The sequence below is a fragment of the Oleiagrimonas sp. C23AA genome, assembly GCF_011759385.1.
Lineage (GTDB): Bacteria > Pseudomonadota > Gammaproteobacteria > Xanthomonadales > Rhodanobacteraceae > Oleiagrimonas.
Genome location: NZ_JAARLY010000004.1, coordinates 66,068 through 80,906, shown reverse-complemented (window position 1 = coordinate 80,906; position 14,839 = coordinate 66,068). Strand labels below are relative to the sequence as shown.

15 protein-coding genes are annotated in these 14,839 nt (G+C 64.0%); 4 read left to right on the top strand and 11 right to left on the bottom strand.

Features of this window, described 5'->3' with window-relative positions; translation table 11 throughout:
• Positions 1-79: 79 nt before the first annotated feature.
• Complete coding sequence (locus HBF24_RS08260) at positions 80-2,680, bottom strand: AAA family ATPase (protein ID WP_167171678.1); 2,601 nt, start codon at positions 2,678-2,680, stop codon at positions 80-82.
• A 404-nt stretch (positions 2,681-3,084) separates the two neighbouring features.
• Between HBF24_RS08260 and HBF24_RS08255 the strand changes: the two genes are divergently transcribed.
• Positions 3,085-3,930, top strand: a complete 846-nt coding sequence (locus HBF24_RS08255; protein WP_167171675.1) for a PA0069 family radical SAM protein — start codon at positions 3,085-3,087, stop codon at positions 3,928-3,930.
• Between the two features lie 84 nt (positions 3,931-4,014).
• Here the strand turns inward: HBF24_RS08255 and HBF24_RS08250 are convergent, their stop codons facing one another.
• The 9 genes from HBF24_RS08250 to HBF24_RS08210 all read right to left on the bottom strand — a co-directional run bounded on the left by HBF24_RS08250 (position 4,015) and on the right by HBF24_RS08210 (position 11,803).
• Complete coding sequence (locus HBF24_RS08250) at positions 4,015-4,545, bottom strand: DUF4142 domain-containing protein (RefSeq protein WP_167171672.1); 531 nt, start codon at positions 4,543-4,545, stop codon at positions 4,015-4,017.
• 237 nt (positions 4,546-4,782) lie between these two features.
• Positions 4,783-6,468, bottom strand: a complete 1,686-nt coding sequence (locus tag HBF24_RS08245) for an AarF/UbiB family protein (protein ID WP_343162733.1) — start codon at positions 6,466-6,468, stop codon at positions 4,783-4,785.
• A gap of 76 nt (positions 6,469-6,544) precedes the next feature.
• Positions 6,545-6,835 (bottom strand): hypothetical protein, encoded by a 291-nt coding sequence (locus HBF24_RS08240; protein WP_167171670.1) that lies wholly within the window; start codon positions 6,833-6,835, stop codon positions 6,545-6,547.
• A gap of 29 nt (positions 6,836-6,864) precedes the next feature.
• Positions 6,865-7,188, bottom strand: coding sequence for a hypothetical protein (locus tag HBF24_RS08235; RefSeq protein ID WP_167171668.1), 324 nt, complete (start codon positions 7,186-7,188; stop codon positions 6,865-6,867).
• A 92-nt stretch (positions 7,189-7,280) separates the two neighbouring features.
• The gene (locus HBF24_RS08230; protein WP_167171665.1) at positions 7,281-8,753 is read right to left on the bottom strand and encodes a hypothetical protein; all 1,473 of its coding nucleotides are present in this window, start codon (positions 8,751-8,753) and stop codon (positions 7,281-7,283) included.
• Positions 8,750-9,034, bottom strand: a complete 285-nt coding sequence (locus HBF24_RS08225) for a hypothetical protein (protein ID WP_167171661.1) — start codon at positions 9,032-9,034, stop codon at positions 8,750-8,752. The genes HBF24_RS08230 and HBF24_RS08225 overlap by 4 nt, the downstream gene beginning before the upstream one ends.
• 24 nt (positions 9,035-9,058) lie before the next feature.
• Positions 9,059-10,516 (bottom strand): hypothetical protein, encoded by a 1,458-nt coding sequence (locus HBF24_RS08220; protein WP_167171659.1) that lies wholly within the window; start codon positions 10,514-10,516, stop codon positions 9,059-9,061.
• A complete protein-coding gene (locus HBF24_RS08215; RefSeq protein WP_167171656.1) occupies positions 10,516-11,418 on the bottom strand; it encodes an ABC transporter ATP-binding protein in 903 nt (300 codons plus the stop codon). Before HBF24_RS08215 ends, HBF24_RS08220 begins: the two co-directional genes overlap by 1 nt.
• Position 11,419: 1 nt before the next feature.
• Positions 11,420-11,803 (bottom strand): GntR family transcriptional regulator, encoded by a 384-nt coding sequence (locus HBF24_RS08210; RefSeq protein ID WP_167171654.1) that lies wholly within the window; start codon positions 11,801-11,803, stop codon positions 11,420-11,422.
• Between the two features lie 175 nt (positions 11,804-11,978).
• Between HBF24_RS08210 and HBF24_RS08205 the strand changes: the two genes are divergently transcribed.
• The 3 genes from HBF24_RS08205 (at position 11,979) to HBF24_RS08195 (ending at position 13,818) form a co-directional block, all read left to right on the top strand.
• Positions 11,979-12,863, top strand: coding sequence for an aldo/keto reductase family oxidoreductase (locus HBF24_RS08205; protein WP_167171651.1), 885 nt, complete (start codon positions 11,979-11,981; stop codon positions 12,861-12,863).
• A gap of 89 nt (positions 12,864-12,952) precedes the next feature.
• A complete protein-coding gene (locus tag HBF24_RS08200; protein ID WP_167171649.1) occupies positions 12,953-13,561 on the top strand; it encodes a hypothetical protein in 609 nt (202 codons plus the stop codon).
• Positions 13,562-13,635: 74 nt separating this feature from the next.
• Entirely contained in the window at positions 13,636-13,818 is a 183-nt protein-coding gene (locus HBF24_RS08195) for a hypothetical protein (protein WP_167171646.1), read from the top strand.
• A gap of 7 nt (positions 13,819-13,825) precedes the next feature.
• Here HBF24_RS08195 and HBF24_RS08190 read toward each other — a convergent pair whose 3' ends face one another.
• Positions 13,826-14,830, bottom strand: a complete 1,005-nt coding sequence (locus HBF24_RS08190) for a class 1 fructose-bisphosphatase (protein WP_167171643.1) — start codon at positions 14,828-14,830, stop codon at positions 13,826-13,828.
• Positions 14,831-14,839: the final 9 nt, after the last annotated feature.

Genomic DNA, 14,839 nt, shown 5'->3' with positions numbered 1-14,839 from the left:
CTACTGTGGCGCCTAGCTTTGGCGTGTCGACATCCGTGCCCAGTCAAACACGACCACGGCAACCGATCCACTGGAGCAGCTACTTCGCAGGAAATGCCCCCTTAACCCGCTGTTCGAAGCCATCGAGCCACGTCTTGACGCGCAGCACGTCTTCCTTAAGGCCCTGAGCGCTCGGAACTTCTGATGGCGCCTCTTGGGCTTGCGAGTGCACGAACCCAGAATACTTCGACATCATCTCGTCTATAAGTTGGCAATCTTCAGGCGTCACCAAAGCGAGCTTGGCAATTTTGTTCTTGGTCTGAACATCTCTCCTATATCGAGCGATAACGTCCGCACATAGGTGATATTCAACGATCTTTTCCAAGAAGAGACGGAAGGTGCTGCAAAGTCCAGCGCGCGCATACGGATCTACATTCGCCGGGACTTTCGCCAGACCATCGATCCCTTGTATCAAGTTGTTGAGGCCAGCTTTCGGTTTTTGAGAAAAGATATCGATCTCCGACGGTACACCTGCGCCCGACTCAGTTCGGGCGATCACCTGGACTACTACGCCCACAGGCTGACCGAATTCCACCATCTTTTTCGCGGCATCTTGCAGCAGCGTCATCATCGATAGACGATGCGTGAACACGATGACTTGGCGAGCTTGGCTAAGCTCCACAAGTCGTGCAGCGACCTTTTCCTCAAAGTCTTGATCGAGGGATGAAATCGGATCGTCAAAGATGACCGGCGCTGCTCGGGATGCCCCCGTGACATCTGCAAGAAAGGAAGCTAGCGCCACAGCTCTTTGCTCGCCTTCACTGAGCACCGTACGAGGTTGGACTTTGGCCTTTACATCGCGGAGCTCAAGAGCAAAGCTGAAGTGCCCCTTACCCTCCGGCTTGGCGGTCAACTGCACGCGAACGGTTCCTCCGCCCAGTCGCGTGAGTTCCTCGTTGAAGCGTTCCAAGTAACCGCCTACCAAGTGATCTTTGGCGATTTCACCGACCTTCCTGGTAAGTGCATGAGTGGAGGCAAGACTTATTGCGCTTTCAAGCGACTTGAGGGCAGTTTGACGCGCACACTCCTCTAGTAAAGAGGGCTCAATGCCGGCGAGCCACTTGTGTGCCTTCAGCACTCTCAAACGGGCAGCTTTTTGCTCCCGACCTTGTGCGCCAGCAACTGCAACCAGCGCTTCTCTATCACGCTTAAGTTGCTCATCCGCCTTCGCGAGCGCATTCACGATCGGCGCAAAGTCCATTGCAGGAAGGCCTGCAGGTTCGTCAGATTTCTCAGCCGCGCCGAAGCGGGCCTTCAAGGCATCCTGAACAGGCTTCAGGACGTCTTCGGCGAGCCCGGTTGCTGCCTCAACTAACGGCCAGAAGTTCGCATCTGGGGCCTTCACGAAGGCGGTTACCGCATCGTCCAGTGCAAGCTCTGCGGTCTTCGCCGCAGTCTCAAGCTCGCACTCGAGATATTGATAGAAGCTGGTCATACGAGATCTCGCTTCGTCGCTGAGCTCTTGCTGACACAAGACGCAACGAGCTTGATCGACCAGCACAGGGTACTCCCGCCCTATATACGCGACCTTTTCTGAATAGTCCTTCGCGTGTCTCCAAAGCTCGCGCCAGACTGCATCACCTACCCCCGCGAGGGGCACGCCCTCGAAGAGCTCACTGGCAAAGGCAGTGGCAGCCGCTCGCTTCGTGATCGCATCTCTGCGAACCCTTGCCAATACAACAATCGCGGCATCGGTTAGCCCTGCCGCCAATTCAGCGCATGTCGTACGGATTCCCTCATTGCGCAGGAGGGCGGTCGCTAGGCCCGCGATCCTTCCTGCCGGATCCTCAGCAGAAAGCGCTCCTTCCAGTTCGGCGATCTCTTCATCGATGTTCTCAGGGAGCGTGCATGCTTCGCTAATTTGCTCGGGCGTCGCCTTAGACGAATTCTGAAAGAACTCGACCGCAGGTGTATCCGCATGCTCCCCGGGCATGGCCGGCAACTTCGATGTTAATTGCTCTTTCCGCTGGCGTAGCGAATCGGCTACACGATCTGAGATCGCAATTAGCCCAGAGACGAACCGCATCGATCTCGGCTCATGCGTCGCTTTGTTTGATTTATCAGTAAAGAGCGATGCTGCCGATGTATCGAATACTTGTGCGGCTGATACCAAACTACGAATTGGCCCAGCGCCTAGCGTCCACGGGATCGGAGGGCGATCCTTACCATCTATCGCGACGACAATATTCGCCGCGGGCTCTGTCTGCTCTCCGCTAAACACATTTCCGTAGAGTTGATCGTCTTTCGCTCTAGCCCCGCAAAGTTCTTTGATCAATCGCGCGTAACCCGTCTTGCCACTACCATTGGTACCGTAGATTACGGTGACGTTCCCTCGATCAATATCTAGAGTCGTGTCAGAGTGAAGCGCGTTAACGCCCTTGACCCGTGAAACCGACCGCAATCGGATCTCATCACCGGCTGGAACTGTCTCAATGGCGCCGTCCTCAAGGGGCGCAGACTTCACTTCCAATCTCTGTTCGACTTCCGCCAGACAATGAGCCGCCAATGCTGTGATTTCCCCAGGCGTTGGCATTCGACGATTCGCGAGAAACTCTGAAGCAGCTCGACGCAACCAGTCACTGCGATCATTGATCCACGCTTCAATGGTCTGCGCTGTCTTCTTGTCTTCTGAGGCCGGCATGTTCACGTCCTTGGAAATGGCTGTCCGCGAGACAGACTATCGCACCAAAGGCTAGTTCCGGCTCAAAAGACTCCCAACCTCAGGGGCGAGGGATAGTTACGACTCCAATCTGTTACACCCATTGGGGTCCAAGACCTAGGTAAAAGAGTGCTTTGGAGCATCAGTGTGTTGAAGTAGTGGCTGCGCGGATGGCGTCGTCGCAGATGGCGTCGTCGCAAGAACATTAGTCGGAGGCGGGGCATTGGCTGGTTTTCGCTTCGTTGATCTATTCGAGGTGACCTTCTCGGCCAGCTGTCGAAGTTGTCCGGTCGGAAAGATGTTCATGAACACGGTACCGCAGAACGCTAAAATTGATCGAAAAATCCGATACATACGGATGAACACTTGACGCTGTACGTATTAGCATGGGCTGCATTTATTGCTACGCGCGACCCTCGCATGCGTATCTGAATCTTTCGCCGGGGCTGGATTTCGAGACCAAGCTGTTTGCCAAGACCAATGCGGCCCAGGTGCTGCGCGCGCAGCTGGCGCGGCCCGGCTATCGGTGCAGCGCCATCAACATCGGCTCCAATACCGACCCCTACCAGCCGCTGGAAAAGCGCCTGACGCTGACCCGCCAGCTGCTGGAAGTGATGGTGCAGACGCGCCACCCTTGCACGCTGGTGACCAAGAATGCCCTGGTCGAGCGCGATATCGACCTGCTGGCCGACCTGGCGCGCGACGGCCTGGTACTAGTGCTGGTTTCCTGCGCCAGTCTGGATAACCGGCTGGCCGCCGCGCTGGAACCGCGCGCCAGCGCGCCGCACCGGCGCCTGAAGGCCATCGAGCGCCTGAGCGCGGCCGGCATCCCCACCGGCGTGCTTACCGCGCCGATGATTCCGGCACTCAACGACACCGACATGGAGCGGATTATCGAGCGAGCCGCGGCGGCCGGTGCGCGCTCGGCCGGATACACCGTGTTGCGCCTGCCGCATGAGCTGAAGGCGCTGTTTGCCGAGTGGCTTCAGCTGCACGCGCCGCAGCGCAAGGCGCATGTGCTCAGCGTGCTGTCGCAGATGCACGGCGGGCGCACCTACGACGCTCGCTTCGGCCAGCGCATGCGCGGCGCCGGCCCGTTTGCCCAATTGTTGCGCCAGCGCTTTGCCGTGGCCTGTCGCCGCCATGGCATGAGCCGCGCGCGCGAAACCCGGCTGCGCTGCGATTTGTTCCAGCCACCGCGGCCGCCGTCACCGCAGGGTGAGCTTTTCTGAGGGTGACGACTCCAGACACAGCAAGGCCCGGCGCGGCGCCGGGCCTTGTGGATAAGTCTGGGGATGACGCCTGGGGCGCTAGCCTTAGCCGTGCGCTTTTTCCAGCTTCCTGGCCATGGCCAGGTGCTGCTTAAGCGTCGGCAGGGTGTGCGCGGCGAAATTGCGCACCGGCTTGTCACCCACGCCGCGCGAGGCTTTTTCGAACAGTTTCACGGCCTTCTTGTGGTCTTTCAGCATGGCGCTGGCATAGGCCTTGTCGAACGCCTTGCCGTGCAGACCCTGCAAGCGGTTGATCAGGTTCTCCGCCTGGGCGTTGGGCGGCGGTGTGGACAAGTTGCGCTGCGCCGCGAGCGCGGCAAGCTTTTGGTTGGCCGCGCTGTGATCATCGATCATGCGCTGGGCGAACGCGCGCACATCGGGCGCTTGCGTATTGCGCAGGGCAATCTGTGCCAACTCCACCTCGGCGGTGCCATCGGCGCTGGCCTTGCGTACGAAGCTGGCGGTGGCCAGGCCGTTGGTGGCATCGGCGGCAATCACGCTGCCGATGGTGAATGCGGTGCCTGCGAAAGCCACCAGCACCAGCAGGGCGATGATGAGACTCTTGCGTGTGAACATGGGTGTCTCCCTTGGATCCCTTGCGTGCCACGGTCCCCCCGTGGCCAGTGACCCCATGCTGGGCCGCGCCGGCCAACCAAGGGTGAATGCTCATGTTTTTCGCGGAATTTGCGTCACCCCCGGGTGGGCTTTGTGCACAGCCTGTGCATAAGTAAACGTGCGGACACCACAGGTGCGACACACCCGGCTCACATCACGGCCACACGATCGCCGGGCAAAGCGGCCAGGCGGGTGACATCAAGGTCGCCGCCGGCGCGCCAGCTGGCGTACATCGCGATCGCGGCGCAGTGAGCTGATCACCAGCGCCACGCCCAGCAAGGCGGCCACAATCAGGAAGATCACTGCCAGCGCCGGATAGCCGAACCAGGTCGGTCCATGCACATGGCTTCCCATCAGCGCCGCGCCGATCACCAGCGCCGCCACGATCACGCCGGCGGCGATACGGTTGGCGATCTTCTGCAGGTTTTCCATCATGCGCGATTCTTCCAGGCCGTCGATGCGCACGCGCATGCGATTTTCGGCCAGGGTGCGCAAGATGGCGGCCACGTGCTGCGGCGTGTGCCGGGCCAGTTCCTGCATGTCCAGCATTTCGCTGGCCAGATTCGGCGGCGACATGGCGTGCAAAGCCTGGCGTCGCAGCACCTTTTGCAGATGCCGCTCGACCACCCCGCGCGCGTTCAGCGCCGGCTCCAGCGCATCGACCACCGATTCCAGGTTCAGCAGCGTCTTGCCGAGCAGACTCAACTCCGGCGGCGGACGCAGGCCACAAGCGGCGCCGACACGGGTCAGCTCCAGCATCATGCGGCCTTCCGAATAGGCGTGCGCGCCGCGGTGCATGCCGGCATAACCGGAGACCAGCTGTGCCACTTCGCGGCGGTAGTCCTCGGCGCGGAAATCCTCCAGCACCGTGCCCAGCGATTCGCTGATCTCGCAGACCTGCTCGCCGTTGCCGTCGATGGCGCCCAGCATCAGCTTGAGCACCTGTCCACGGGTGCGCGGCGGCAGCCGGGCGACCATGCCAAGATCGATCAGCGCCAGCTGATCGGCATCGTTCAGCAGCACGTTGCCCGGGTGCGGATCGGCGTGCACCAGACCATGCACGAAGACCTGGTCCAGATACGCGCGCAGCAGTTCGCTGGCGTGCTCGGTCAGCGATTTTTCCAGCCGTTGCACGGGCGGAATCTGCGTCACCTTGACGCCGCGCACGCGCTCCATGGTCAGCACGCGCGAGGTGGTCAGATCGGCAAACGGCGTCGGCACGCACAAACGCGGATACGGCCGCAGACGTTCGGCAAAGGTACGCAGGTTCTCCGCCTCCATCTCGAAGTCGATCTCGTTGGCCAGACTGCGGCGCAGCTCGTGCACCCAGTCGGAAAATCCATAGCGGCGGCCCATTTCGGTGAGGCGGTCGGCGGCGCCGGCCAGGCGCGAAAGAATGCCCAGATCCTCGCGGATGGTCTCGGCAATACCGGGCCGCTGTACCTTGATCGCCACCTCGGTGCCATCGCGCAGCACCGCTGTGTGCACCTGCGCCATGGAACCGGCGGCAAGCGGTACATCGTCGAACGAGGCAAAGGCACGGTTGATGCGCACGCCCAGCTCGTCCTCGATCACCTTGCGGATCTGCTCCACCGGCACCGGCGCCACGCTGTCCTGCATGCGCTCGAGCGCGCTCAGGTACGGCGCCGGCACCATGTCCGGTCGTGTCGACAGCACCTGGCCAATCTTGATGAAGGTGGGGCCGAGCGCCTCCAGATCGTCGACAAACTGCTCAGGCTTACCCGGTGGCACCGAGCCGTGCTCGGCGCCCAGCAGGGTGTCCTCGATCTCAAGGTCCAGCCCGTCGAACAGGCCGGCCTTGCGGTACTTGATCATGAAATGGGCGATGTGCGCGTAACGCGACCAGGTCCGGGATGCGGGCACGTAGGACTCCCTCCGACTGCGAAGGCATTCACTTTAAGGGCACACTTGGCAATAGCGCGTAAACGCCGGTGCCGGGTCAGCGTGCGTCCGAGGTGCCCCGGACGGACGCCGCCTCGCGCCAGATGTCCTCGGCGCAGGCCAGGCGCGGCACGAACGTCAACCCGACCATGGCCGCCAAAGGCAGCAGCTGCAAGGCAAGCCATAGGCCGCGGGTCAGGGCATCGTGCAACAGGTCAATGACGATGGGCGCCACCGGTAAACAAAGCAGCCAGGCCAGTTGCCAGCCGCGCCGCTGACGCCGATAGCGCCAAGCATGGCGCTCGATCAAGGCCTCGGCCTGCGCGCATGGCAGGCCATAGGTATGCATCAGTTCGGATACGGTGGGGTAGCGGCGGCTTATGAAGCGTTACCCGCCAGGCCGGCGCTGGCGCCTTTTGCCCTCGGTCCGGCCTGTCGGGCCGCTTCGGCGTGAATGCCCTGAAAGGCCAGCAGTCGTGGCGCACATAGCGCAACCGTGTTCAGCAGCACCAGCCCCAGTGCCAGGAATCGTCCATGCAGCACGAACATCGCCACCAGAAGCAGCGCGATGCAGGGCACACATAGCAGCAGGGTGACGCGCTGCACCCGGCGCTGGGCCACCTGCTGGCGTACGATCGCCTCGGCTTGCACCCAGGTCAGGTCGTAGCGGTCGCACAGCGTGCGTTTGGATACAAAGCTCATTTTCATCCTTGAGTTTCTCGCTGCGTTTAAGGCGCCAGCCATCGGCCCCGGAGCTGCCTGCGCCGCGCAGCTTGAGCGTGAAGCCAAAAACCTTACACCTGTGCAAAAGACGACGCCAAGGCGATGGTCCACGGGTTGGGCAGGGCGTTGAAACACCGCCAGCCGTGTCGGATCAGATGCATGCACATGGCGACGAACAGCAGCCAGCCGGCACCAAGGCCGAGGATGATCCAGCGGTCAGTGGCGCTCGCAACGCCGGTAAAGCTCATCGGCAGAAAGCTGCTGAGCGAGGTCAATACGCAGCCCAGGTTGATCCATACCAAGGTCATCCAGCGCGATGGCCTGCACTGGCCCAGCACACTCATCACAGCGGCCAGCAAAGCCAGCGCGATGGCCGCCTGGGTGATCACGCCAGCCACCAACACCCGTGTATTGCCCGCCAGCAGAGCGGCCATCACTTGAGCGATGGCGATCAGAGCGATCGTTGCGTAGGGGGTGCGCAGTGTGGCGACCAGCAGGTGGCGCCGCGTGCTGGGCGGCGGCGACAGCGACGGCGTCAATGCCATCAATGGCCGTTCGGGGTTGCCTGGCTTCCAGCGCTGGTGCAGCTGACTGGCGACAACCAGCGCGATGAACAGGCTGATCAGGCCGGCAAACCACAGCGCAATGAATGAGACGAGGGTGCCTACCCCACGCCAGGTGTGCGGCGCCAGCACAACCCACAGGTAAAGCACCGCCCCACTGATGATGCCCAGCGAACGCAGCTTGAAGCGTTGCGTGAAGCTGACCGGCATGGAGGCGGGACCGAGCAGCAGACAGAGGTTGCCGACAGGCTGCGATGGGCCGGTACGGGAGAGCTGCGGGTGGGCGCGTCGCCGTGTGGCCAGCGCCGACTGCTGGCGCAGCCGTTGCGTGGTCAGGGACGAGCTCGATGTTCCCATCGAGAAGTCGACGCCGACCGCCATTAAGGTGGGTGGACCCAGCCAGGCCAGCACGGGCCGGTCGCGCACCACGCCGCGCCAGGCAGCCACGGACAACGCAAGCAGGCTCAGCGCCAGCACCGTCAGCACGATCCCAAGCTGCATGGAAGATAGGGCGGGCAGCCAGCGCAGCTGATGCAGGGCGATAACGAGCATCGGAGCAAAGCTCATAGTCAGGGTGATGCCACGCGGTGCCAGTGCCCAGCTTGCGCCCACGATCAGGCCGGCGGCCACCAGGCTCGCTGCTAGCCACGCGGGCAAGCCCAGCGCCGCCCACAGCACCGCCGTCAATATCGGCAGCGCGATGACGGTGACCACGATGCCGTGCTCGATGGCACGCACCGTGCCCGGCAAACGCAGGCGCCAGGCATCGCGTGCCATGCTGGCCGCTCCCGCCCAGGTCAGCATGCCGCTGAAGAGCAGCCCCATGGCCAGTATCACCGCGGCGCCGCTGGCGGCGTCCTTCGCGCTGAAGAACAGCGTGAGTGCGGCGCCGACGATACTCAGTGCCATCACGATGCCGGTGAATGCGCGTGCGCCCGGTGCCACGCAGCGCCATGGTGCACAAAGGTAAGGTGGTTTCATGGGCGACTCCTGCAACGCGAGCGTGGCGGCGAGGGTGGTTCGTGGTTGGCGCTCTCGCCGGTGTCAGCCACGCCACGGCCAAGTGCGCCCAGGCCGATCATCAAGCCCAGCCAGATGCCGCCGGTTTCACCGCGCAACTGAAGCGCCCAGGCGCTGACCATGGCTGCCGCCAGTCCGATGGCGCCCGGCCAGCGCAGCGGACGATGTCCCATCGCCGCGCGCAAGGGTCGCGAAACGCCAGGCTTGGGCGTCATCCACATACTTATCCACAGGCGGTTCATCCATGGGCCCTCGTTGATGTCGTGTCAGTCCGTGATGCACGGATGCGGCAGGCGCTGATAGGCTTTCCAGCCGCGCCAGCTAAGGACAGCAAGCCACGTCGCCAGCACGGCCCAGGCCAGCGCCAGCAGGGCATGGCCGAGCAGCGTGTGATCAGGCGTCATATGGCGTGTGAATAGCGGCATCATCAGGCTGGCCAACACCAGGCCCAGGCCGACGATACCCATCACCGCCAACGTCCACGGGCCGACACGGCGACCACTGAAAATCGTCAGCACACCGGCCAGCAGCGCCAGTGCGGTGCCGGCCTGGATGGTGAGAATGAAGGGCAGGGCGATGCGCTCGGACGCGGTCAGCTGATCGATGATCACCGGCACCACGCTCAGGCCGACCAGAAACCGCAGCGGTGGACGCAGCGCCGCGCGCAGCATGGCCCGCTTGAGCGCCGGTGCGTCGCCCATGCCGGGCAACAGGGCCAGCAAACTGCGTTCGGCATTGCGACGGGCCCAGCGCCCGTAAAGCAGCGAAAGCACGCTGAAGGCCAGCATGAACGGCACAAAGCTGCCGAACCAGACCACGAACATCACGCCCATATAGGTCCATGACTCGCCATGGCCCTCATGCAGGTGGCTCAGCCCCATCACCACCACGAACACCAGCGCGCTACCGAGCAGCGGCAGCAGCTGCTTGCAGCGATCGCCCAGACGCATCGGCACATACCACTGACCCAACAGCACACGCACGCTGCGCTCGGCATGGGGCGGGCCGGTGCGGCGCAAATCCGGTGCCGCGCGCAGCCAGTCCGGCGTGCGTCGCAACTGGCGGGCCTGATTCTGGTTGTCGAACTGGCCGGCCCAGCCAGGGGTTCGGCTATTGAAGTTTTCCACCATCGGCGTGCCGAAGCGGCGCAGCGGTGGGTGATCGTGGACGAAGCCGCGCCACATTGCGGTAACCGCCGCCAGCAGCGCCATCACGGCCAGCGCTGAGGCCGCTTGCGGATGGACCAGAGCCCAGGCCGGCGTCAGCCGATGCCACAGGCCGCTACTGATGAGGATCGGCAGGAAGCAAAACAGCAAGCCCAACTGGCGCGGCAGCAGCGCCCAGGCCAGGCCAATGGCCAGACCGGCCAATACACCGACGCCGGCATGGATGGCATCGGCGCCCGCCAGCCCCCAGACCAACGCCGCCAGCAGCGCCAGTGCGGCAACCAGCGCAGCCATGCTCAACCCCACACTGCGCGCCATCTGCGGTATCCGCAGTCGGGCCGCGTCGCGGGCCATCAAGGCCGCCGGCGCCAGCGCGAAAGCGCTGAGGAATGTCAGGCCACCGGCGATAATCGCCACTGGCACCGGCCGTTTGTCGGCGGGTGTCCAGATGGCCAGGCCTGCGGTAATCAGCACGCACAGCAGCGGAATGATCGAGCCGATGATCGCGGTGGCGCGATGCGTGCCGCGCCAGGGCGCTATCCAGGTAACGCCGTGCATTACTCGGCCACCTCGACAAACAGGTCTTCCAGGCCCAGTGCATCCACCCGTGCACCGGGCAGCGAAGCGGCGGCCGGCCAGGCGTCGCCCTCGCGCTGCACCACCAGGCTCAGCGAACCATCGGCATGGCGACGATGGCTCAGGGCTGTTTCTGGTGCCGCGGCCGACTGGTTGGCCGGCAACCACAGCCGGGCATAGCGCTCCTTGGTGTCATCCACCGGGCAGTGCATCAGCAGCCGGCCCTGGTGCATGAAGGCAATGTCCGAGGCCACCCGCTCCAGGTCGGAGACAATATGCGTGGAAAACAACACCGTGGCGCCGGCTTCACCGGCACGCAGCGCCACCTCGCGCAGCAGTTCGCGGCGTGCCACCGGGTCCAGTGCGGCGGCCGGCTCGTCCAGCACCAGCAGCTGCGGTTGCGAGGCCAACGCGCGGATCAGATCGACGCGCTGGCGCTCGCCGGGCGACAGCTTGGCCATCACCCGCTTCGGCGCGATGCCCCAGCGCTCCAGCGTGCGTTTGGCGAAATCGCCGTCCCAGCGTGGATAAAAGCGCGACAGGAACTCGAACATTTCCGCCGCGCTCAGCCACGACAGCGCCTCGGGCTGCTGCGGCACGTAGGAAAGACGCGCCTTGGCCGCATCCGACAGCTGCAGCGCCGGCTCGCCGAACACGCGGGCCTGGCCCGACAGCGGCTCAAGCAGGCCCAGCAGGGCGCGGATCAGGGTCGACTTGCCGGCGCCGTTGCGCCCGATCAGGCCCAGCACGCTGCCGGCGGGCAGCGCCAGGTTGATGTCGAGCAGGGCGTTGGTGCCGCTGAAGGCGTGGCTTAGCGCGCGCGCTTCAAGTGGTGTGTTGACGGTAGATGGGTGGCTTGGTTGTGCGGCGTAAGCGGCGTGCATGTCATCCCTCCCACAAGGACGTAATCCGTTTCAGTACCGATTCGATCGGCAGTTCCAGTTCGCGTGCCTGACGCACCAGTTCCCGCGCGGCCGGCTCCAGCAGCGCCATGCGCGCCTGATCCCCGGCGGCGGGCGCGGCCTGCGTGGCCACCACCATGCCGACACCGCGGCGGCGTTCGAGCAGGCCTTCGCTTTCGGCCAGCCCGTAGGCGCGCGACACCGTCATCGGGTTGATGGCGTGATGGCCGGCCACTTCACGCACCGAGGGCAGGCGTTCGCCCGGCGCCAGCTGGCCGCCGGCGATCATGCGCCCCAGCTGTCCCAGCAGCTGGCGGTAGATCGGCTCGGCCGCATTCGGCTGAATGGTGAAGATCGAGGCATCCATGTGTATCAATACAACAATACACTTGGGGTGCGCGTCAAGCGTTTTCCTCCTGGGCCGCAGCCGTAGCGTCGATGGCTGTTCGATATTGCGCACAACCCGTGCGACAAAACCTGGCTTATCGCACAGCCAGCAGGCGCGTAAGGTGGCTTCCATCACTCACCTGCGGAGCACATACATGAGCGACCTGAACCAGACCGGCACCTTTGACATGGGCACGCGCCGGGTCAAGCGCATGGGCTACGGCGCCATGCAGCTGGCCGGCCCCGGCGTGTTCGGTCCGCCCAAGGACCCGGACACAGCGCGCGCGGTATTGCGCGCAGCGGTGGAGGCCGGCGTCGACCATATCGACACCAGCGATTTCTACGGCCCGCATGTCACCAACCAGCTGATCCGCGAGGCGCTGCACCCTTACGGTGATGCCTTGACCCTGGTCACCAAGGTCGGCGCACGCCGCGATGAGAAGGGCGCCTGGTTACCGGCGCAGCAGCCGCAGGAACTGGTCAGCGCCGTGCACGACAACCTGCGCCGCCTGGGCGTGGACGTGCTCGATGTGGTCAACCTGCGGCTGATGGGCGATGGCGACAATCACGGCCAGCCGTCGGAAGATTCGCTGGAGGCGCGCTTCACCGCCCTGGCCGAACTCAAGGCACGCGGCTTGATCCGGCATCTGGGCATTTCCAATGCCACGGCCACGCAATGGCGCGAGGCGCGCGCCATTGACGAGGTGGTCTGCGTGCAGAACTACTACAACCTGGCGCACCGCAGCGACGATGCCTTCATCGACGCGCTGGCCGACGCCGGCACCGCCTATGTGCCGTTCTTCCCGCTCGGGGGATTCTCGCCCTTGCAGTCGAACACGCTGAGTGACGTGGCGGCATCGCTTGAGGCCACGCCGATGCAGGTGGCGTTGGCCTGGCTGTTGGCGCGCTCGCCGAACATTCTGCTGATTCCCGGCACCTCGTCGCTGGCGCACCTTGAGGAAAACCTGGCAGCCGCGTCGCTGCGCTTGCCGGACGATGCGCTGGCCCAGCTCGACGGTATCGCCGCGCAGGCCGGTTGATGGGTGCGCCGCTGGCGATCTGGGCATAAGTCATCGCCAGCGGCCATTTCCAGCGCGCCCGAGCGCTGCGCCATGCTCGGGCCATGTGCGTGATCTTTCATCAACCGGCCGGTGGCCATATTCCCTCTGCGCTGATTGCCGATGCGGCGCGGCTGAACAGTGACGGCTGGGGCCTGATGGCCGTGATGCCGGACGGGCGCGTCATTGTCGAGCGGCATCGTCAGGTAGATGTCGCGGCCATTGCACAGCGTCTGGCGCAGCTGGCAGGCGCCGAGTTGTGCCTGCATCTGCGCCAGCGCACCCGCGGTGCCTGTTCGCTGGACAACACGCACCCGATCCGCATCGATGATCGCTTCGAGATGATGCACAACGGCACGGTGCGCCTGCCGAGCGATGCCCACGGTCGCTCCGATAGCTGGCAATTGGCCAACACCTTGTTGGCACCGCTGCTGGCCACGCAGCCGCAACTGGCCGGCGAGGCGGCGTTCGTGGCTCTGGTCGAGGCCGGGCTGACACCGCGCAACCGTCTGGTGTTGCTTGATCGTGATCAGCGTCGGTTTGTATTCTTCAACCGCGCCCACGGCACCGACGTGGATGGCCTGTGGATAAGTGGCTGGCACTGGATCGAGCGGGCCCGTGCGCAGGCCGCCGCGCCACGTTCGCGCCCGCCCAAAGCCAGCGTGCGGCGGGTAGCCTGAATCGCGCACTTGCCGCCCGTTCAGGCAAGACCACTAGCATGAACTGCCATCGTCCAACACGGAGAGAGCGGCCCATGAGTTCATTTGCCATCTATCTGTTCGGCATGCTGGTGGTTACCGCCGGCCTGGCGTACGGCGCTTACCTTGCCCATGTCCCTGCGCAGTGGATTGTGGTGGGTGTGGTGGTGCTGATCGGTATCGGCATTCTGGGTGGCGTCACCAAGACGCTGCGCCGTCAGAAGGTCGACGACGCCTGAGCGAGATTCAGTCCGCCTGGTGATAGCGCACCGCCGTCTCCACCTCGTCCTTGGAGCCCAGGAACACTGGCACGCGCTGATGCAGTGCCGTGGGCGCGACATCGAGCATGCGCTGGCGACCGGTGCTGGCCGCGCCGCCGGCCTGCTCGACAATGAAAGCCATCGGGTTGGCTTCGTACATCAGCCGCAGCTTGCCGCCCTTGGATGTGGTCTTGGCATCCAGCGGATAGCTGAAAATGCCACCACGGGTGAGGATGCGATGCACGTCGGCCACCATCGAGCCGACCCAGCGCATGTTGAAATCGCGCTCACGCGGGCCGTCCTTGCCGGCCAGGAGATCACCGATGTAACGCTGCATCGGCGCCTCCCAGTGGCGCTGGTTGGACATGTTGACGGCAAATTCCGAGGTGCTCTCGGGGATGCGCACATCGCGCTCGGTCAGCAGGAATGAACCCACCTCGCGGTCCAGCGTGAACACATGCGTGCCGTGGCCGACGGTAAGCACCAGTTCGGTGCTGGGGCCGTACACCACGTAGCCGGCGGCGACCTGACAAGAACCTGGTTGCAGGAATTCCTCGGTCGCCACGTTCTCGCCATGCTCGGCCGGGCGCTGCAATACCGAGAAGATGGTGCCGACGGAAATGTTCACGTCGATATTGGAGCTGCCATCCAGCGGATCGAACAACAGCAGGTGGCCGCCTTTGGGGTAGGCATCGGGGATCGGCTGCGGATCTTCCATTTCTTCCGAGGCACAGGCGGCCAGGTGGCCACCCCAGGCATTGGCCTCCAGCAGAATTTCATTGGAAATGACATCCAGCTTCTTCTGCGCCTCGCCTTGCACATTGTCGGTGCCGGCCTCGCCCAGCACCCCGCCCAGCGCGCCCTTGCCGGTGGCCACCGCAATGCGCTTGCAGGCGCGCGCCACCACCTCGATCAACAGGCTAAGCTCGGCATTGATGCGTCCGGCCCGGCGTTCCTCGATCAGCAACTGGATCAGGGTGATCGGCTTCATGCAGCGCTC